General features: G+C 54.8%; 17 protein-coding genes. All 17 read right to left on the reverse strand.

Annotated features, from left to right (window positions below):
• Positions 1-30 precede the first annotated feature (30 nt).
• Positions 31-720: a RadC family protein gene (gene radC, locus ACTOY7_RS00105; RefSeq protein ID WP_300884037.1), complete on the reverse strand. Its 690-nt coding sequence runs from the start codon at positions 718-720 to the stop codon at positions 31-33.
• Positions 721-1,043: 323 nt separating this feature from the next.
• Positions 1,044-2,660: an NAD(P)/FAD-dependent oxidoreductase gene (locus tag ACTOY7_RS00110; RefSeq protein ID WP_482670469.1), complete on the reverse strand. Its 1,617-nt coding sequence runs from the start codon at positions 2,658-2,660 to the stop codon at positions 1,044-1,046.
• Positions 2,647-3,873, reverse strand: coding sequence for a BaiN/RdsA family NAD(P)/FAD-dependent oxidoreductase (locus ACTOY7_RS00115; protein WP_482670470.1), 1,227 nt, complete (start codon positions 3,871-3,873; stop codon positions 2,647-2,649). The genes ACTOY7_RS00110 and ACTOY7_RS00115 overlap by 14 nt, the downstream gene beginning before the upstream one ends.
• A gap of 130 nt (positions 3,874-4,003) precedes the next feature.
• A complete protein-coding gene (locus ACTOY7_RS00120; RefSeq protein WP_482670471.1) occupies positions 4,004-5,302 on the reverse strand; it encodes a methionine gamma-lyase family protein in 1,299 nt (432 codons plus the stop codon).
• 64 nt (positions 5,303-5,366) lie between these two features.
• Positions 5,367-6,311, reverse strand: a complete 945-nt coding sequence (gene miaA, locus ACTOY7_RS00125; protein WP_482670485.1) for a tRNA (adenosine(37)-N6)-dimethylallyltransferase MiaA — start codon at positions 6,309-6,311, stop codon at positions 5,367-5,369.
• A 3-nt stretch (positions 6,312-6,314) separates the two neighbouring features.
• Positions 6,315-8,411 (reverse strand): DNA mismatch repair endonuclease MutL, encoded by a 2,097-nt coding sequence (mutL, locus tag ACTOY7_RS00130; protein WP_482670472.1) that lies wholly within the window; start codon positions 8,409-8,411, stop codon positions 6,315-6,317.
• A 100-nt stretch (positions 8,412-8,511) separates the two neighbouring features.
• Complete coding sequence (gene mutS, locus ACTOY7_RS00135; RefSeq protein ID WP_482670473.1) at positions 8,512-11,166, reverse strand: DNA mismatch repair protein MutS; 2,655 nt, start codon at positions 11,164-11,166, stop codon at positions 8,512-8,514.
• A gap of 116 nt (positions 11,167-11,282) precedes the next feature.
• The gene (locus ACTOY7_RS00140) at positions 11,283-11,699 is read right to left on the reverse strand and encodes a putative ABC transporter permease (protein WP_300884029.1); all 417 of its coding nucleotides are present in this window, start codon (positions 11,697-11,699) and stop codon (positions 11,283-11,285) included.
• Positions 11,696-13,150, reverse strand: a complete 1,455-nt coding sequence (miaB, locus tag ACTOY7_RS00145; protein ID WP_482670474.1) for a tRNA (N6-isopentenyl adenosine(37)-C2)-methylthiotransferase MiaB — start codon at positions 13,148-13,150, stop codon at positions 11,696-11,698. Before miaB ends, ACTOY7_RS00140 begins: the two co-directional genes overlap by 4 nt.
• A complete protein-coding gene (locus ACTOY7_RS00150; protein WP_160281091.1) occupies positions 13,147-13,329 on the reverse strand; it encodes a DUF4250 domain-containing protein in 183 nt (60 codons plus the stop codon). The genes miaB and ACTOY7_RS00150 overlap by 4 nt, the downstream gene beginning before the upstream one ends.
• Positions 13,319-13,981: a 5-formyltetrahydrofolate cyclo-ligase gene (locus ACTOY7_RS00155; RefSeq protein WP_482670475.1), complete on the reverse strand. Its 663-nt coding sequence runs from the start codon at positions 13,979-13,981 to the stop codon at positions 13,319-13,321. The genes ACTOY7_RS00150 and ACTOY7_RS00155 overlap by 11 nt, the downstream gene beginning before the upstream one ends.
• Positions 13,959-14,180: a DUF896 domain-containing protein gene (locus tag ACTOY7_RS00160; RefSeq protein WP_160281090.1), complete on the reverse strand. Its 222-nt coding sequence runs from the start codon at positions 14,178-14,180 to the stop codon at positions 13,959-13,961. The genes ACTOY7_RS00155 and ACTOY7_RS00160 overlap by 23 nt, the downstream gene beginning before the upstream one ends.
• Before the next feature lie 13 nt (positions 14,181-14,193).
• Positions 14,194-14,592, reverse strand: a complete 399-nt coding sequence (locus tag ACTOY7_RS00165) for a hypothetical protein (RefSeq protein ID WP_160281089.1) — start codon at positions 14,590-14,592, stop codon at positions 14,194-14,196.
• Positions 14,593-14,732: 140 nt separating this feature from the next.
• Complete coding sequence (locus tag ACTOY7_RS00170) at positions 14,733-16,406, reverse strand: putative polysaccharide biosynthesis protein (protein WP_300884021.1); 1,674 nt, start codon at positions 16,404-16,406, stop codon at positions 14,733-14,735.
• Between the two features lie 59 nt (positions 16,407-16,465).
• Entirely contained in the window at positions 16,466-16,969 is a 504-nt protein-coding gene (ybeY, locus tag ACTOY7_RS00175; RefSeq protein WP_482670476.1) for an rRNA maturation RNase YbeY, read from the reverse strand.
• A gap of 82 nt (positions 16,970-17,051) precedes the next feature.
• A complete protein-coding gene (locus ACTOY7_RS00180) occupies positions 17,052-18,056 on the reverse strand; it encodes a PhoH family protein (RefSeq protein ID WP_482670477.1) in 1,005 nt (334 codons plus the stop codon).
• Positions 18,031-19,356 carry a sporulation protein YqfD gene (locus ACTOY7_RS00185; RefSeq protein ID WP_300884019.1) on the reverse strand — a complete coding sequence of 442 codons (1,326 nt, stop codon included), beginning with the start codon at positions 19,354-19,356 and terminating at the stop codon, positions 18,031-18,033. The genes ACTOY7_RS00180 and ACTOY7_RS00185 overlap by 26 nt, the downstream gene beginning before the upstream one ends.
• Between the last annotated feature and the right edge of the window lie 3 nt (positions 19,357-19,359).

The raw sequence follows: 19,359 nt of genomic DNA on the forward strand, positions 1-19,359 counted from the left end.
ACACTTCCTTTTTTCGGAGCATACAGTCCCTTAGTTCAGGATCCCCTGCTCCCTCATGCTGCTGTAGCAGTTATTACCTATGACGATATGGTCCAGAAGCTCCACACCGATCATCATACCGGCCTCATACACTCTCCTGGTGACAAGAATATCCTCCCTGCTGGGCGTGGGATCGCCGCTGGGATGGTTATGGAGCAGGATGATTGACACAGCGTCCTTCTGCAGAGCCTCTACAAACAATTCCCTTGGAGAAATGACCGACGTGTTGACGGTCCCCCTGGAAATATCCGTCTCTCCTATGAGCCTGGACTTGGTATTCAGCAGCAAAAGCTTCATGGTCTCCTGCTTCTGATGCCGCAGATCCTCCATATAATAGCGCGCAATGGTGCTGGGAATATTGAAGTTCAGTTCCGGCCCAGCGCTCGCCTTGGAAAGCCTTTTGGCAAGCTCACAGAGACAGAGAATCTGGGTGGCCTTGACCTTGCCGATCCCCTTGATCCGGGTCAGCTGTTCAAAAGACCAGCGGTGGATACCGAGAAGCCCTCCCTGGAATTGATCCGAATACAGGATCCGCTTCGCCAGCTCCACGATGTTCTCCCCCCGCGTCCCGGTCCGCAGAAGAACCGCTAACAGCTCACTGTCCGTCAGGTTCTCCGGCCCAAAACGTTCGCACTTCTCATAAGGACGTTCTTCCATGTTCAGTTCTTTCATTGTTTTCATATGTTTTTACCTGCTATGAAGATGGCACAGCACATAACACGTATTTTACCATAATTTGAAAATCGTGTACAGGTTTCGAATCTGAAATTTTTGTGAAACACCAGTTTCTATTCACAGCCGCAGGAGAACCGGCAGACAGATTCGTCAAGCTCGCTTGTAAGAATCTGTCTGCCGGTTCTCCTGCGGCGGGAAGCAGTCACTCCAAACACATAAGCAAAAAATCAAGCTGTGGCGCAGCTGCAGCCGGCTTGCCGGCTGTTTTTGCGCATGCGTTTGGAGTGGCGGCTGTGAATAGAAACGGACGATTGGGAGATCCCATTCACTCACAGCCCCCTAAACCGCCCAATGATCGCTTCCCCCACTTTCACCCCATCCATGGCCGCCGACATGATCCCCCCTGCGTATCCGGCCCCTTCGCCGCAGGGATAGATCCCGCCAATCTCACATTCCATCGTATCTCCCCGGATCATCCGCACCGGCGAGGAGGTCCGGCTCTCCACGCCGGACAGTACCATATCCTCCCTCGCAAATCCGGGAATCCTTTTGTCCATGGCGCAGATCCCACGCTGCAGGGAGTCCGCCAGCTCTTCCGGGAAGATCCCCCGCACATTTGCCAGTCTATATTCCCCTTTGATCTGGGGCAGGATCATTCCCAGCGCCGTTGTCCGCACATTTCTGCAGAAGTCCCCGAAGCGCTGCACCGGAATCCTGCCCTGTCCCTCCCGGTACGCAGTAGCTTCCAGCCGGCGCTGAAACTCTACCCCGGCTAGGGGATGATCATTCCCAAAATCTTTGGGAGATACGGTCACGATCACCGCACTGTTGGCATTGATTCCCGCCCGGCCGTGGTAGCTCATGCCGTTGACGGCAATCCGCCCCGCCTCGGAGGATGCGTTGACCACATACCCTCCCGGACACATGCAGAAAGTATACACGCCCCGCCCGTTGTCCAGATTTTCCGACAGCTTATAGGATGCGGCCGGCAGCTTCCCGGCCCAGCAGCTTCCGTACTGGACTTTCTGGATCATCTGCTGGGGATGCTCCACGCGCACCCCCACCGCAAAGGCCTTGGCCTGCATGGGAATCCCGCTGTCCAGCAGCATCCTGAAAGTATCCCGGGCGCTGTGCCCGACGGCGATCACCAGGACCTCTGCGGGAATCTCCTCCATGTCATTGACTGTGATCTGCCGAAGGCTGCGGCCCTCTGCGTTCTCTGCGCAGGTGAGGCCGGTGAGACGGCTGTGAAACCGGATCTCCCCGCCTGACTGCCGGATCTCCTCCCGCAGATTTCGGATCACCCGGGAAAGAATGTCCGTACCGATGTGCGGCTTCTGCTCGTACAGGATCTGCTCCGGCGCGCCGAAACGGACAAAGGCCTCCAGCACCAGACGGTTCCGGCCGCAGGCATCCTTCACCAGGGTATTCAGCTTTCCGTCGGAAAAGGTGCCCGCGCCGCCCTCCCCAAACTGAACATTGGATTCTGGATCCAGAGGTCCACCCTTCCAGAACGCCTCCACATCCCGGATCCGCTCCTCCACCGGAGCGCCTCTTTCCAACAGCAGCGGCCGATACCCCTCCCGTGCCAGGAGCCAGGCACAGAACAGTCCGGCAGGGCCTGCCCCAGCTACCACCGGCCTGTGGGAAAGCTTTTTTGCTCCATGAGCCGGTGGCTGGTAGAGAACCTCTTCCTGCTTTTCAATCTGTCCGGGCCTCTGTTTCTTTTGGCCAGCCCGCTTCAGAACAGCCTCCTCCTGCCGGAGCTTCACATCTACCGTATAGGTATAAAAAATATCCGGCTTTTTTCTGGCATCAATGGACTGTTTGAAAATCCGATATTCCAAAGGTTCTGATTTTTTCAGATTTAAAAGTTTTCGGAGCCTGTCCTCCAGCTCCTGTTCACTGTGTCCCGGCCGAAGCCGGATCTGACTAAGCCTTAGCATGGGCCGCCTCCTTTCCCGCTACATGGCCGCTGGACCATGCCCACTGCAGGTTATACCCGCCGCAGAGTCCGTCCACATCCAGCACCTCCCCCGCAAAATAAAGCCCCGGGATCAAACGGGATTCCAGTGTCCCTGGATCCACGTCCCGGGTATCTACGCCTCCCCGGCAGACCTGTGCCTGGGCAAAGGAATTGGCGGCGGTGACGTTGGTTTCAAACTGCCGGATCAGGCGGGTCAGCGCTTCCATCTGTCCATCCCTAAGCGTCCCCACGGCCTGGCTCCGGGAAAGTCCGCTGAGACGGAGCCACAGATCCCACAGCTTTTTGGGGAACAGCCCTACAAAGAACTCCTCCAGTGTTTTTTCCGGTCGGATCCGGGTCCGTTCCTTCAAAAAGTCCAGAAAGGCTTTCCATTCCATATCCGGCATGAAGTCCAGCACCGCCTTCACAGACTGTCTGTGATATAATGCCCGGGCCGCCGCGCCGCTCACCTGAAAAACCGGGATGCCGGAGATTCCGTAATTGGTCAGCTGGATCTCTCCCCGGTCCCGGGCAATGCAGACCTGATCCGCAAAGATCTCAACGGCTCCAGCCACCCGCACTCCGGAGATGCTTTTGTAAAAGTCCTCCCGGCACCGGAGCTGGACCAGCGCCGGAACCACCGGTACGATCCGGTGTCCCAGCTGTCTGGCAAGCCGGTAGCCCAGATCCCCGCTTCCGGCCACGGCTGACGCCGCGGATCCTGCGGCCAGGATCACTCGGTCCGCAGGAAATTCTCCTGATGTGGTTTTCAGGCGAAACCCGTTTTTTTTCGGCCGGATCTCTGTACATCTGCAGTCTGTCCTTATCTCCGCATGGAGCCTCCGGCATTCCATCCGAAGCACATCCAGGACCGAGGATGCCTGGTCGGAATTGGGATACAGGTAGCCCTCCCGGTTTTTGGGAAAAATACCCAGCTCTCGGAAATATTTTACGGTTTCTCCGGCATCAAACTGCTGGATGATCCCCCATGGGAAGGACGGATCCTCCGAATGATAGCAGGAAGGCTCCTGGTGCAGATTGGTATAGTTGCATCTTCCGTTTCCGGTGGATAAAATCTTTTTCCCCACCCGGTCATTCTGCTCGATCAGAGTCACCCTGGCCCCGGCAGACGCTGCGGTGATGGCCGCCGTCAGGCCGGAAGCCCCGCCCCCTATGATGGTTACATTTCCCATTTCCGCCCTCCTTCTTTCTAAAGAACTGTATGGAATGCACTACATCCCCCGCAGTCCCTAAAGCGTGTGATGTATGGATTCTCCTGTTCTGTATAGTATACCCAGGAGCATCCCAGGCCATCCGGCCGTTTCACAGGGCATCAATCTGGCGGCCGGACACCAGTCCTGCATTGGCCAGATACTGCAGCGACTGCAGAATCCCCAGCTTTGCGCTGGGCCAGGTGAGTCCGCCCTGGAAATACACGGCATAAGGCGGCTTGATGGGTCCGTCCGCGCTCAGCTCAATGGAGGATCCCTGTACAAATGCCCCTGCCGCCATGATCACATCACTGTCATAGCCCGGCATGGCCCAAGGAACCGGGGTCACGTAGCTGTCCACCGGGGCCGCCGCCTGTACGCCCTGACAGAACGCAACCACGCCCTCCGGGGTCCCAAGCGTTACGGCCTGGATGATATCATGCCTGGATTCCACACTGTTCGGAATCACGGAAAAGCCAAGCCGCTCATAGAGATTGGCCGCAAATACGGCTCCTTTTAAGGCGCTGCTGACCACCACAGGAGCCAGGAAAAAGCCCTGGTAGAAAGACTGCGTCACACCCAGGGAAGCTCCCACCTCCCGGCCCAATCCCGGAGAGGTCAGGCGGCACCCGCAGTTCTCGATCAGATCTTCCCGGCCTGCCACATAACCGCCGATGGGCGCCAGTCCGCCTCCCGGATTCTTGATCAGAGACCCTACCACCATGTCCGCGCCCACGTCGCTGGGTTCTTTGGCCTCTACAAATTCACCGTAGCAGTTATCCACCATACAGATCACGTCCGGACGAATCCCCTTGATAAAGGCAATCAGCTCCCCGATCTTTTCCACGGAATAGCTGGGCCGGGTCTGATAGCCCTTGGAGCGCTGGATCGTGACCAGCCTGGTCTTTTCATTCAGGCTCCGCTCAATGGCCGGATAGTCGAAATATCCGTCTTCTTTCAATTCCACCTGCCGGTAGGTGACCCCGTATTCCGCCAGAGACCCTCTGGAGGGCCGGATCCCGATCACCTCTTCCAGGGTATCATAAGGCTTTCCCACAGGGCACAAGAGTTCGTCTCCCGGACGCAGATTCGCGGACAATGCCAATGCCAGAGCGTGTGTCCCACAGGTGATCTGGGGACGGACAAGAGCCGCCTCCGTGTGAAAGGTATCTGCGTAAACACGTTCCAGCGTATCCCTTCCGTTGTCATTGTATCCGTATCCGGTGGAATACTGGAAGCACTCCGCGCTGACCCGGTTCTTCTGCATGGCCCCCAGTACCTTTAACTGGTTTAATTCCGCCGTTTTGTCAAATTCCAGAAACCGGGGCATCAGCTCCTGCTCCAGACGTTCTCCGGCCGCGAATACTTCCTCCGAGATTCCAAGGCTTTTGTATATCTTTAACTGTTCCATTTGATCTGTTTCTCCTTTTTCCTGCTCTTTTTTCTTCACAGTGTAAAATGCAGTTCCATGCGCGTCATACGATCTGCCGTCTTTTCAGTTCACCAAGCATCTGGTTTAATAATACATCCTCATTATGATCCGCTTTGTCCTTGTCAAGCCAGATCACATCCCGCTCCCGCTTAAACCAGGTGATCTGCCGCTTCGCGAAATGCCGGGTATCCCGTTTGATGATCGTGACGGCCTCCTCTAAGGAGCAGTTTCCTTCCAGATAATCCAGCATTTCCTTATATCCAAGACCCTGCATGGAGACCATGTCCCTTGTAAAGCCGCGATCCTTAAGCCGGATCACCTCTTCCTCCAGCCCGTCCTCCAGCATCTCGTCCACCCGGCGGTCAATCCGCTCATACAGGCGCTGCCGTTCGTCGTTCAATACAAAATAGGCAAAGTTATAGGGAGATTCCTTTTCCCTCTGCTCCTGATTGTGCTCCGATATTTTTTTCCCGGTCTGATGGAAATATCCCAGCGCGCGGATGGTCCTCTTCACATTGTGGGCGTGGATCTCCTCCGCGGACCGGGCATCCACCTGCGCAAGCATCCGATGGAGAAATTCCGGCCCATTCTCCCGTGCCAGTCCTTCCAGTTCTCTCCGGTATGCGCTGTCGCCTCCGTTTTCCGTAAAGTCGATGTCATATAAAACGGCCTGGATATAAAACCCCGTTCCCCCTGTCAGGATCGGGATCTTGTGCCTCCCGTAGATCTGGTCCATAGCCGCCTTTGCCATCTCCTGAAAACGGACCACATGGAACGCCTCGTCCGGATCCAGCACATCGATCAGATGGTGCCGGATCCCGTCCATTTCCTCCGGACGGATCTTCGCGGAGCCGATGTCCATCTGGCGGTAGACCTGCATGGAATCTGCGGAAATGATCTCCCCGCCGACCGCCTTTGCCAGGGCGATGGACATCTTCGTCTTCCCGACTGCGGTAGGTCCTGTCAGTATGATCAGTGGTTGTTTCATCATTTATACGATCCTCTTAAACTTTTTCTCCAGATCCCGCTTTGACATGGCGATGATCGTGGGGCGTCCGTGGGGACAGTGATAGGGGTTGGATAATAACAGCAGTTCCCCGATCAGCGCATCCACCTCCTGGGCAGAGAGACGGCTGTTCCCCTTCACCGCAGCCTTGCAGGACAGGGACGCCACCTTTTCATCAATCAGCTCCGGCGTCATGGACGTGTTCACACTGTCCGACAGGGTATCCAGCATTTCCAGAAGGAGTTCCTTTTTGGCGATCCCAAACAGGTTGGCGGGGACTGCGCGGACTGCATATTCCTTTCCGCCGAAGGGCTCGATCTCGAAACCAATCCGCTGAAACCGGTCCATGTGTTCATCCAGCAGCCGTGCCTCCTGCATGGAAAGGGTCAGGATCACCGGCGGGCTTAAGTACTGCGAGGTATACTCCCGGTTTTTCATCTCCTTCAATGTGCGTTCATACAGGACACGCTCGTGGGCGGCATGCTGGTCAATGATGTACAGGTTGTCCTGAAACTGGACAAGCCAGTAGGTGTCGAATACCTGGCCCACCAGCTTATACTCTGCGCGGATGTCCCGTTTTAACAGCTTCTCCTCGAACAAATCCATCTGCTTTGCCTGGATATCCTCCCGAAGGGCCTGCGGCTTCCCGGATGTGTGGTATTCCTGGTTTTCGCGGAGGAACCCGGGCATGGTTCCGCGGCCAAAAGCCGCTGTTCTGTCACGGGCTGCGGACGATCTGTTCTCCTGATCGCTTACTTTCCTCTGTTCAAGTCCAAAATCGGATGCTTTATCATAATCGGAATCCGGCAGGCTTTCTGCCCCCGCCGTTTCTGCGGATGCCTTTAAATTCTCATGATACTCCAGCACGCGCTCCCGCATTTTCCGGATAAAATAGTCCTCGTCCTGGATTTCCTGCTCCATTCCCGTTTTCTTCGGTTTGAGCAGGAATGGGCTCCCAGCGGGCATCCGGCTGGCTTCCTCCGTTCCTCCCCCGGGCACAGCTTTGGCCTCTGATCCGCATGCGCCCTCTCCCTTAGCCGTATCCTCCTCCGGCATAGTTTTCGGCTCCGGCACCTCTACCTGAGGAATCAATTCCGGTTCCAGAAGTCTTCTGTGAATCCCTTCAAAGACCGTGTTGTAGACCTCCTGCTGCTTCTGAAAGCGCAGCTCCATCTTTGTGGGATGGACATTCACGTCCACCTGCTCGGTATCGATCTCAAATGCCAGCACCGCAAAGGGAAATTTGTGCTGCATCATGAAATCCTTGCAGGCATCCTCCAGCGCCTTGGAGATCATGGCGCTTTTCACATATCTTCCATTCACAAAAAAGGTCTCAAAATTCCGGTTTCCCCGGGTGATCACCGGCTTGCCGATGTAGCCCCGGATGCGGATGCCGTCTGCCGGATGATCCAGCTCCAGAAGGTTGGACGCCACATCCCGCCCATAGAGATTGTAGATCACCTCATCCAACTTCCCGCTCCCGGAGGTCCTCAGCTTTTCCTGCCGGTTATTCAAAAAGCGGAAAGCCACCTCTGGATGGGAAAGCGCCAGGCGCATCAGAAGATCTTGCACATGTCCGGCCTCCGTCATGGCGGTCTTCAAAAACTTCCTGCGGGCAGGCACATTGTAAAAAAGCTGCCGCACAGCAAATGTGGTCCCGTCTGCCGCCCCGGTCTCTTCCATGGATATCTCCCGTCCGCCTTCGATCACATACCGGACGCCGAAGGTTTCCTCCTTCGGCTTCGTTACCAGCTCCACCTTCGTCACAGCGGCAATGCTGGACAGAGCTTCCCCCCTAAAGCCCAGAGATGTGATCCGGGACAGATCCTCCACGCACCGAATTTTGCTCGTGGAATGGCGCAGAAACGCATTTCGGATATCCTCTTTCAGGATGCCGCACCCGTTGTCCGTGATCCGGATTAGGGTGATCCCCCCGTCCTCGATCTCCACCGTGAGCGTATTTGCCCCGGCATCAATGGCATTTTCCGCCAGCTCCTTGACGATGGAAGCCGGCCGCTCAATGACCTCTCCCGCGGCGATCTTATCAATTGTCGTCTGATCCAAAACCTGAATCCGTGCCATAGCCTGCCTCCTTATTTCTATGAGAACACCCGTCATGTATTTCCGTCTGTCTCCCGCGCGTCCGACTGCGGATTTCCTCTGTCCCGTCCCGCACGTTTTCTTACCATCGGTTCTTCAATTTATTCTGTAACCGGTAAATGGTATTCAGCGCGTCGATGGGTGTCAGATTGCCCACATCGATATTTTTCAGCTCTTCCAGCACATCGTCGTCCTGAACAGTGTCAAAGAGAGAAAACTGTGTCAGGTCCACCTCATCATATTTCCTGGATTTCACCTTTTTCTGCGGCTTCTGGGGACACTTCACCGCGATCTCGCTGACCCGGTCTGTGATATCCCCGTCTGAAAGCTCCTCCACGATTTCCTTGGCCCGGGTGATGACCAGGTCCGGCACTCCCGCCAGCTTGGCCACCTGGATCCCGTAGCTCTTATCCGCGCCGCCCTTGACGATCTTACGCAGGAACACAATATCATCGCCCTTTTCCTTGACGGCGATGCAGTAATTATTGACATGCTCGATCTTCCCCTCCAGCTCCGTCAGCTCATGGTAATGGGTGGCAAACAGAGTCTTGGCGCCCAAAAGCCTGGCATCGCTGATATACTCCACCACCGCCCAGGCAATGGACAGCCCGTCAAATGTGCTGGTCCCCCTTCCGATCTCATCCAGGATCAGAAGGCTTTTGGCCGTGGCATTGCGAAGGATGTTGGCCACCTCCGTCATCTCTACCATAAAGGTGCTCTGGCCGGATGCCAGGTCGTCTGACGCTCCCACTCGGGTAAAAATCCGGTCCACCAAGCCGATATCCGCCTTCGCCGCCGGCACAAAGGAACCGATCTGGGCCATCAGCACGATCAGGGCTGTCTGCCGCATATAGGTGGACTTTCCTGCCATATTGGGTCCGGTGATGATGGAAATGCGCTGTTTCTTGTCATTGAGAAACGTATCGTTGCAGATAAAAGAGCCGTCCGGGATCATCTGCTCCACCACCGGATGACGGCCGTCCTTGATATCGATGACGCCCTTCCCGTTGATCTGGGGCCTTACATAATGGTTCCGCTCCGCCACCAGAGCCAATGTGGAAAATACATCCAGCTCCGCGACAGCCCCGGCCGTCCGCTGGATCCGCTCCACCTCCCCGGCAATAGTATCCCGGACCGTGCAGTACAGCTCATATTCCAGGGCATACAGCTTGTCCTCCGCCCCCAGGATGGTATCCTCCAGATCTTTGAGCTCCGGCGTGATATACCGCTCTGCGTTGGCAAGGGTCTGCTTGCGCGTGAAATAGTCAGGCACCATGTTCTTGTAGGAATTGGTCACCTCCAGATAATAACCGAATACCTTGTTGTATTTGATCTTTAAATTCTTGATCCCGGTCTTTTCCCGCTCTTCCTCTTCCAGCCTGGCAAGCCACCCCTTGCCCTCGGATTTGGCCCGGCGCAGGGTATCCACCTCCTGGTTGTAGCCGTCCCGGATGATGTTCCCCTCCTTCATGGCAAGAGGCGGTTCCTCCGCAATGGCCGACTTGACCAGGGAGCAGAGGTCCTCTAAGGTGTCCAGATTCTCCCGGACCTCACAGAGCAGGTCAGAGTGCATTTCCTCCAATATGTACCGGACATGAGGCAGCATTTCCAGAGAACCGGAAAAAGCCGTCAGATCCCGGGGATTGGCGGTGCCGTAGGTAATCTTGGTGATCAGCCGTTCCAGGTCGTAGACCGGAGATAAGTATTCCCGGATCTCCTCCCGGCTGATGGCCGCGTCCTTTAACTCGGCCACGGCGTCCAGCCGCCGCTCGATCTCCCCCTGCTCGATCAGGGGCTGCTCCACATACTTCCGCAGCGTCCGCGCTCCCATGGCGGTGCGGGTCTTGTCCAGCACCCAGAGCAGCGACCCCCGCTTCTGCTTCTCCCGCAGCGTCTCGCACAGCTCCAGATTCCGTCTTGTGGAGCTGTCCAGCATCATATATTTTCCCGTGGTATAGGGTGTAATGCGGGTCATATGGGCCAGGTTATTCTTCTGGGTCTCCAGAAGATACTGGAGCAATGCCCCCGCGCTGATCACGCCGCAGTCCAGGTCTCCCAGCCCCAGCCCGTCCAGTGTCTTGACCTGAAAATGCTCCAGAAGGTTTTTTCTGCACAGAGCATCGTCAAAATACCAGGCATCCAGAGCATACAGCGCGATCTTTAGCCTGTCCTTTAAGTCATCCAGATCCATTCCGCTCATATAGAAGGACTCGTTGCAGATGATCTCGGAAGGCGTGAATTTGAAGATCTCATCTTTGAGCTTTCCGCCGTCCGGCAGCTCCGTCACGAAGTAATCCCCTGTGGACACATCCGCCACCGAGACTCCGTATCGGTCCGCCAGATATACGATACACATGATATAGTTATTTCTGGATTCATCCATCATCTGGCTGTCCAGGATCGTGCCCGGCGTGACCACCCGCACCACCTCACGCCGGACCAGCCCCTTTGCCTGCTTCGGATCCTCGGTCTGTTCACAGATAGCCACCTTGTAGCCCTTGGCCACCAGCCGGTTGAGATACCCGTCCACGGCATGATAAGGGACGCCGCACATGGGCGCCCGCTCTTCCAGCCCGCAGCTTTTCCCGGTCAGGGTCAGCTCCAGCTCCCGGGACACCGTAACGGCATCTTCAAAGAACATCTCGTAGAAATCTCCCAGCCTGTAAAATAAGATACAGCCGGGATATTCCGCTTTCGTATCCATATATTTCTGCATCATTGGTGTTAATTCTGCCAAATCGTTGCCTTCCTTTCGTATCTCAATGAAACACAGCGTTCATTTCTCTGTCGTATTCTGATAGGCGCCCGCGCCTGAATCACATCGAAACAGGACAGCTTCCGAAATGCGTGCGCCTACAGCACATGAAAATGGGGCTTCTCTTCCCCGTAGAGCCAGTGGAGCAGATATCCGGACAGCAGGATCCCCAGCGCGCAGAGCCCGGAAAACAGGATCAGAAACGGGACGCAGACCTGCCCGAACAGCTGCAGTGGCTGATTGGAATAATCCCACACTTCCCATTTCATCCACTTATTGACGATCATGCCCGTAATGAATTCCCCCGCCCCTACAAACAGGGTGCATCGAAGCACCTGGAGCCAGAGGGGATCCTGCCATTTTAACAGCAGGCCCTGCCATCCAAAGAACAGCAGGCAGAAGCCGCCCAGCACGAACATGGACCAGTGGGAAAATCCCCGGAATGTCACTTCAATGGTATAGTACAGGATCCCTCCCAGGGCCCAGATAAAAAAGTATTCACTTATCCGTTTCACGTCAAAACATGTCCTCCTTCGCCAAGGTAATAGAACCCCCTGCATTCCTTCAGCCTGACAGAAGCAAGCTTCCCTATGAGGGATGGATCCCCCGGGAAATGCACCAGCAGGTTGTTGCTCATGCGCCCGGTCAGAAGCGCCGGGTCATGGTCATTTACAGATTCCACCAGTACCTCCTGGACGGAACCTGTATGTACGCTGCAGACCTCCGAGGAAATGGCCTGTACCTCTGCAAGCAGACGGTCAAACCGGTCCTTCATCACCTCCGGCGTCACCTGCCCTTCCATGACGGCAGCAGGCGTGCCCGTTCTTCTGGAATACTGGAAGGTAAACACAGCGTCATAGCGCACCCGGCGGACAAGGTCCAGAGTCTCCTGAAAATCTTCCTCCGTCTCCCCCGGAAAGCCGACAATGATATCCGTGGTCAGGGAAATCTCAGGCGCGGCGCGGCGGATCTTTTCCGTCAGCATCAGATAATGTTCTTTTGTATACCTGCGGTTCATCTTCTCCAGAATCCGGGTACTTCCGGACTGGACCGGAAGATGGAGATGCCTGCAGATCTTTTTGGACGTTCCCATCACTTCGATCAGTTCATCGGAAAGATCCTTGGGATGGGAGGTCATGAACCGGATCCGTTCCAGTCCGTCGATCTGTTCAATCTTGGTCAGAAGCTCCGCAAAGCTGATGGGATGCTCCAGGGTCTTCCCATAGGAATTGACATTCTGCCCCAGCAGCATGACCTCTACCACACCGTCTGATGCCAATGCCTGAATCTCCCGCAGGATATCCTCAGGCCTCCGGCTTCGCTCCCGCCCTCTGACATAGGGGACAATGCAGTAGCTGCAGAAATTGTTGCACCCGGTCATGATATTGACCCCGGATTTGAAGGAAAACTTCCGTTCGCTGGGAATGTCCTCTACGATCTTGTCCGTATCCTCCCACACGTCGATCAGCATCCGGTCTGCATCCAGGCAGGCAGAAAGCAACTCCGCGAATTTATAGATGTTGTGGGTCCCGAATACCAGGCTCACAAAGGAATAGCTTTTTTGCAGCTTTTCCAGGACCTCTGCCTCCTGCATCATGCAGCCGCACAGCGCAATCTTCATCTCCGGATTCTGCTTCCTGCCGCGGCTTAACTGTCCCAGCCTTCCGTACAGCCGCTGGTTGGCGTTCTCCCGCACAGTGCAGGTATTGAAAATAACAAAATCCGCCTTTTTTTCGTCCGGCTCTTCCACATATCCGGCGTTCTTCAGGATCCCCTCCAGCTTTTCCGAATCCCGTGCGTTCATCTGGCAGCCGAAGGTGGTCACATGGGACCTGGGAGGGCGTCCGTACTTCTGCTCAAAGCTCTTCACCCATTCCCGGCACTTCACCAGGAAATAAAACTGACGCGCCGGTTCTTCGGCAGGAGCCGCTGTGCTTAAATCGATCTTATCCAAATCTATCGTCATACGAACTGATTCCTTTCTTCCATATATTCATAGTCAATCTGCCCCAGCCTGTCTGTCAGTTCCTGTTTTTCAATCCCCATATCCTGACAAAACGCATCCAGCGAGTCATAATGATTTCGAAGCTTTGTATTGACCAAACTCAGCAGGATCATGGGATCCTTCGGCAATTCATTCCACATGTACATAATTTCCTTTCTCTGTGATGACGGCCTCCGCGGGGATATCCCAGGGGCCCGCCGGAATCTCTTCCACACACTGCACAAAATACGCCAGCCCCATCCGGCGGCACTGAGGAGCATGCTGCAGATACCGGTCGTAAAATCCTCTTCCGTATCCGATCCGGTTTCCCTTCCTGTCAAATGCGGCGCCCGGCAGAATCATCAGTATATCACCGTATTCTCTTCCAGACAAGCCCCTCCCGGCGGCAGACTGGCTCTCCGGCCCGAATCTGTTCCCGGGCATTTCCTGTCCGTCCGCGCTGGACATGCGCGGCACTGCCTTTTGTGCCTGCAGTCCGTCTGGCTCCGGGATTCCGCAATATCCCGGCCGCAGAGCGCAAAGGCTTTCTATGTAACAGAACTCCATCTCCTGTCCGTCCGTTACACGCGGAACCGCAACCCGCTTCCCGGCTTTCCATGCCTCCTCCATCAGGCTAAAAGTAGGCACCTCATCCCGAAAGGAGGCATAACAATAAATCTCCCGGGCATTTTGAAAAAACGGATGGGCCGCCGCTAGCCTGAGGATCTCCCGGCCGTATGCTTCTCTGGCCTGGAGCGGCAGTGCCCCGCGTTCTTTCAATGCACGGGCTCTAATTTCCTTTTTTGTTTCCATATTTTTCACCAAGATTTACGATGGTTCCATCCTTTTCTCTGATGTCGATCTTGTTGAGCTGGCTTCTCAAATTCCCCCGGATGCTCTCCAGATATTCTTCCCGAAGAAGCTTTTGCTCCTTGCGCTCCTCCCCGGTCAGTCCTTCCGCCTTTGATTTCCTGTATAATTCATTAATCCTTTTTATCTTCTGTTCGTCCATAGCGCCTGTCCTTTCAACTGGAATAATTCTCTAAAAATCCATACAATTCCCTGGCCGTCTCCACATACTTCCCGGACTCCACCTCCGAGCGTACATTGTCCGGCAGGGTGTCGAGGGGAATCTCCGTCATCTCATAGATCGTCTCATGATCGCCCAGATAGACCACCACATATCCCTGCAGAGCGCAGAGATAATACCCTTCATTCTTCTGGGCGGTCCCCCTGGTGGTAACCAGCTCCTCCTTCGGGGCCTCCGGAATCTGTTCCCGCTCCTGCTCCTGCTCCTGTTCCGCCTTTACCTGCGCCGCATGCCTGTCCACGACATACTGGTAGCTCATCTGGTATCCGATACCGAGCAGGGAGACCATAAAAAATACCGTCATAAAAAAACCAATATAATACTTCTGCTTCATAAGGATTCACTCCTCTTGCCGCCGTTCACAGCAGCTCCTTTTATACGAAGTATTGGTTTTTTTATCAAAATTTATTCATTCCGAAGCGTTTGATATCTAAAAAAACGTCAGGATCTGTATCATTTATGTTTTGCAGCTCCTTATCTCGGCAGCAGATGATATTTTCTGCAGATCCGATAGATCTTCTTTCCCTGGGGCAGATCCTTGATGTCCTGGCCCGTGAATACGCCCAGCTTCAAAGCGGCGAACACATATACGATCACCGCGATCACAATGGCCCCTGCAACCGGGATAAACCGCCCGCCGATGGTTATATCCAAAAGCAAATGCGCCAGATACGTAAAAATTCCCATGATCAGAGCTGCTGTCAGCGGCCTGAGAAACGTCCGGTCCACCTCCTGCCGGTAGCCGCAGGCGCTTCGGATCCCGCTGCTGTTCAGAACGCACATACAGAGGGAAAACACGATATTGCTCCCTACCAGCGCGTAGATGTTCCATTTCAGTACCACAAGCATGATAAACAGCGCGATCAGGTGCACGATCAGAGAAATCCCGGCATTCCTGGCCGGCGTCCCCATCTCATCCAGACCCTGCAGGATGGAATTGGCGATCGTGGCGTAGCAGTACAGCACCACGGTAACAGCCCCAAGCATCAGCAACGCCGCCGGTGTCTTGCTGTCGTCATTGAACAGAAACACCATCAGCGGAGATGCCAGTACGATAAATCCGATAAAGCAGGGCATGGCGATCACCATGGTAAGCTTCAGCGTCTGGGAGATCTTACTGTGGATCTGCTTCCGGTCCCGCTGGGTCACCGCGGCCGTCAGACTGGGGATCACCGATGCCGCCAGTCCGTTTGCCATGGCAAGGGGCACATTGATCAGCGTATTGTATTTTCCGGTAAAGATCCCCTGCATGGCCATATATTCCTTTTCCGTATACCCCTGCGCGGACATGATGCTGTTAAATATGGTCAGATCCAGGATCTGATTGATATTGTAAATGGCCGTGCTGAAGATCACCGGAGCGATCGTCAGAAGCAAGATCTTCAGGATCCGCCCGTAGCTCTCTCGCTTTCGGATATGGTCCATGCGGATCTGCCGGTAGATCACCGGGCGGTAGATCAAAAATGAGAAGCCCAGAAAGATCAGGGCGAACAGCGCGCCTGCCACCGTTCCCAGCGTTCCTCCCGCGGCTCCGTATGCCGGGGCGAGCAGCTCTTCTCCGTTCTTCTGCGCCGCCTCCGTCCCGATGCCGAACAGGATGCTGGCTCCCACGATGCTGACCACCGCATTGATGACCTGCTCGATGATCTGGGACACCGCAGTCGGCAGCATGGTCCCGAGCCCCTGGAAATACCCTCTTAAGACTCCCAGGATCGCTACGATGACCAGACCCAGCGACAGGACCTTTAAGGCATATGCGCTGAGTGGAGATTTCATCATATGCAGGGAAATGGCATCCGCGCCGAAAAAGATCAGCAGCGTCACGACGATGCCCACCGCCGCGGACAGCATAAACGCGCAGACGAATACCCGGAACGCATTGCGCCTCTGCCGCATGGCCACCCTTGCGGCCACCAGCTTGGAGACGGCCGTAGGGATGCTTAAGGAGGACAGCATGAGGGTCAAGGCATACACCTCAAAGGCATAGCCATAAAACCCCATCCCCTCGTCCCCCAGGATATTGGTCAGGGGAATCCGGTAGACCACCCCGATCACCTTGGTCAGAACCATTGCTACAGCGAGGATCATGCCCTGCATCAGAAAATCATCTTTTTTTTGTTTTCGTTTTCTTCCCTGTATCTCAGACATTCATATCCTCCGTAAACCTTAGTGCGCATCACAAAACATTGCTGATCTGTCCGCATTTTTTACCGCAGGATTCCCACACGCTCCAGGATCTCCCGCTGCTTTTGTTCCATGACCAGGCGTTCGTCCTCTTCCATATGGTCATATCCAAATAAGTGTAACATACTATGGGCGATCAGAAAAGCAAATTCTCTCTTTGGGGAATGCCCGTATTCCTCCGCCTGCCTCAGGACCTTATCCTTGGAGATCACGATATCCCCCAGCAGAAGCTCCCCCGACTCCGGATCGAAGGAATCTTCCTCCTCTTCGAAGCCTGAAAAATCCCCCGGGGTCTGATATTCCAGCATGGGAAATGAAAGCACGTCCGTAGGGGCGTCGATCTGCCGGAATTCCCGGTTCATGGTATGGATCTCCTCATCCGTTGTCAAAAGCAGATTCACCTCCGCCTCAAAAGGGCATCCTTCATATTCCAGAGTTTCCTCGATCACTGTCCTTGCGGCAGGCTCCGGGTCAAAGGGCAGACGGATGCCGCCCTCTTCTTCATAATAGATACTCGCTGTACTCACGGTCATTCTCCTTTATCTGTTCTGTCATACGCTTTACACGGCACGGCATGTTTCAAATAGTTTCCTCTCCGAGGCCCAAAGGTTAATTCCGCCGCCGTCTGTTCCGCCCCGCGTTTCCTCCGGAGCGCATTTCCTTCTTCTCATAATCCTCATATGCCTTGACGATCCTCTGGACCAGCGGATGGCGCACCACGTCCTTGCTGGTGAGCGTACAGATCTTCACGTCTTCGATATTTTTGACCACCTTGACCGCCACATCCAGGCCCGATACCGTTCCCGACGGCAGGTCCTTCTGGGTGGAATCCCCTGTGATCACAACCTTGGACCCAAAGCCGATCCGGGTCAGGAACATTTTCATCTGGGCAGGCGTCGTATTCTGAGCCTCGTCCAGAATGATAAACGCGTTGTCCAGTGTACGTCCCCTCATGTATGCCAGAGGCGCCACTTCGATCAGCCCCTTTTCGGAATTTTTCAAAAAAGCCTCCGCCCCCATGATCTGGTACAGGGCGTCATAGAGCGGACGCAGGTAGGGATCGATCTTGCTCTGCAGGTCGCCGGGAAGGAAGCCCAGCTTCTCTCCTGCCTCGATGGCCGGCCGGGTCAGGATGATCCGGCTTACCTCGTTATTTTTAAATGCGGTGACCGCCATGGCCATGGCCAGATAGGTCTTTCCCGTTCCGGCAGGTCCCAGTCCGAAGGTGACCATGCCGCCCTTGACGGCATCCACATACTTCTTCTGTCCCAGTGTCTTGGGCTTGATGGGCTTCCCCTGAAGGGTATAGCAGATCAGGTCCCTGTCGATCTCCACAAGGGCCTCCTCCTGATCCTCGAATACCAGGGAAATGGCGTAATCCACATTCTGTTCGGTAATGATATTGCCCCGCCTGGAAAGTTCCGTAAGCTGGGTCAGGACACGCCTGGCCTTCTCTGCCGCCGCGCCTTCCCCCAGGACCTTCACTGCGCCGTCCCGCGCGATCAGAGTCACGCGGAAGGTGCGCTCGATCTTCTTTGCATAGTTGTCAAACTGCCCAAATACATTATTCTCATGTTCTGCTGGAATGTCAACCATCAGTTCCGTTAGACTCATCCTGTTCGTTCCTTTCAATCGTCAGAATTTCCGTATCTGCCGTCTCTGTGATCTTCTGATTCAGATACAGGGTGCCGCTGGCAACGGCAGAATTTTTGTACACATGTATTTTAACACTATTTTCACAAATTTGAATACCCTTTTCTTCCATTTCTTTGGAAAATTGTGTAAAATTTTTCGTCAAAATCTCCTGAAGCTTCTGTTTTGAGTATTTTTTTTCTTTCGTTTGATAGGATTTAATACAGATCATACCGTAATCCACCGGCAGGTAAAAGTTTTCTCCCAGCCTGAGCTGGTACTCCTCCGTATACTTTTCCCATTTGGGAAAATCATGGGAAAGGGTGCCGGCAGAGATCCGAAAGGGTCCCAGCCGTATGTACCAGAGCCTGCGCTGCTCGTAGGGATCGTATGTTTTTTTCTGATAGGTGAGGGGAATCTGGTCCTTGTAAGCCATCTGGGTGTCCGCAAAGATATCTGCGTCCGACTGCTGGTACTGGTAGCCGATGACTTCCGCCGCGTCGTTCAAGACTTCCACCCGCCCGGATACCAGCAGGTCCCCTTTTTTTACCGAATCCCCCACATGGACCATGGGCACCCCGCTGCGGGTAATGATGCTGGTGATCACCCCGTCCTGGGATGCCACCAGATCGGTCGGGGTCTGGTCTGCCCCATCGCTCCTGGCCGTCTCCTGGGATGCATTCCCGTTTTGGGAACTTTCCGGCTCGCCGGAGGGATCCCGGCTCTTTTCTTCCTCCTGGAACGTGTCCTCATTTTCCTTGATCTGGATTCGAAGCCGGCTTCCGTCCATAGAGGCGGAAACCCACACGATATCATCATACCGCGCCCGGATATCCTTTACAATCTGGCTGCAGTCCACCCTGCTTTTCGGCATTCCCGGAGAGACCTCTTTTGTTTCCAGAAATTCCAGCAGCGTCTGGTCTGTCCATTTGTCATTCCCTTCAAAATGAATATCCCAGATATAGCTGGAATAGAAAAACAAAAGCCCGATACAGATCAGCGCCCCTGTCAGAAACGCTTTCCGTTTCCGGTGCTTCCGGATGAAGAAGGGAAGTCCGCACCGCTCCAGCAGGGCCACCCTGGTATGGGTCTTCCGGATGATCGGCCGCAGCTTTCGAAAGCCGTCCAGCGTCAGATACATCTCGTAGGCATTGTCCTTAGGTCTCAGCCCCCAGATCAGGATGTGATGATACCGGCACAGGTTCAGAAACCGCTCCGGCGAATAGCCCTGGATCCGGATCTTCACATATCCGCGTATGTATCGAAGGATTGCTTGTATCACATT

The sequence above is a fragment of the Schaedlerella sp. genome (assembly GCF_056796775.1).

Bases quoted from the DNA above. Each gene is read 5' to 3' on its own strand.
- radC (WP_300884037.1), bottom strand. From the start codon at position 720: ATGAAAACAATGAAAGAACTGAACATGGAAGAACGTCCTTATGAGAAG.
- ACTOY7_RS00110 (WP_482670469.1), bottom strand. From the start codon at position 2,660: ATGCTAAGGCTTAGTCAGATCCGGCTTCGGCCGGGACACAGTGAACAG.
- ACTOY7_RS00115 (WP_482670470.1), bottom strand. From the start codon at position 3,873: ATGGGAAATGTAACCATCATAGGGGGCGGGGCTTCCGGCCTGACGGCG.
- ACTOY7_RS00120 (WP_482670471.1), bottom strand. From the start codon at position 5,302: ATGGAACAGTTAAAGATATACAAAAGCCTTGGAATCTCGGAGGAAGTA.
- miaA (WP_482670485.1), bottom strand. From the start codon at position 6,311: ATGAAACAACCACTGATCATACTGACAGGACCTACCGCAGTCGGGAAG.
- mutL (WP_482670472.1), bottom strand. From the start codon at position 8,411: ATGGCACGGATTCAGGTTTTGGATCAGACGACAATTGATAAGATCGCC.
- miaB (WP_482670474.1), bottom strand. From the start codon at position 13,150: ATGACGATAGATTTGGATAAGATCGATTTAAGCACAGCGGCTCCTGCC.
- ACTOY7_RS00150 (WP_160281091.1), bottom strand. From the start codon at position 13,329: ATGTGGAATGAATTGCCGAAGGATCCCATGATCCTGCTGAGTTTGGTC.
- ACTOY7_RS00155 (WP_482670475.1), bottom strand. From the start codon at position 13,981: ATGGAAACAAAAAAGGAAATTAGAGCCCGTGCATTGAAAGAACGCGGG.
- ACTOY7_RS00160 (WP_160281090.1), bottom strand. From the start codon at position 14,180: ATGGACGAACAGAAGATAAAAAGGATTAATGAATTATACAGGAAATCA.
- ACTOY7_RS00165 (WP_160281089.1), bottom strand. From the start codon at position 14,592: ATGAAGCAGAAGTATTATATTGGTTTTTTTATGACGGTATTTTTTATG.
- ACTOY7_RS00170 (WP_300884021.1), bottom strand. From the start codon at position 16,406: ATGTCTGAGATACAGGGAAGAAAACGAAAACAAAAAAAAGATGATTTT.
- ACTOY7_RS00180 (WP_482670477.1), bottom strand. From the start codon at position 18,056: ATGAGTCTAACGGAACTGATGGTTGACATTCCAGCAGAACATGAGAAT.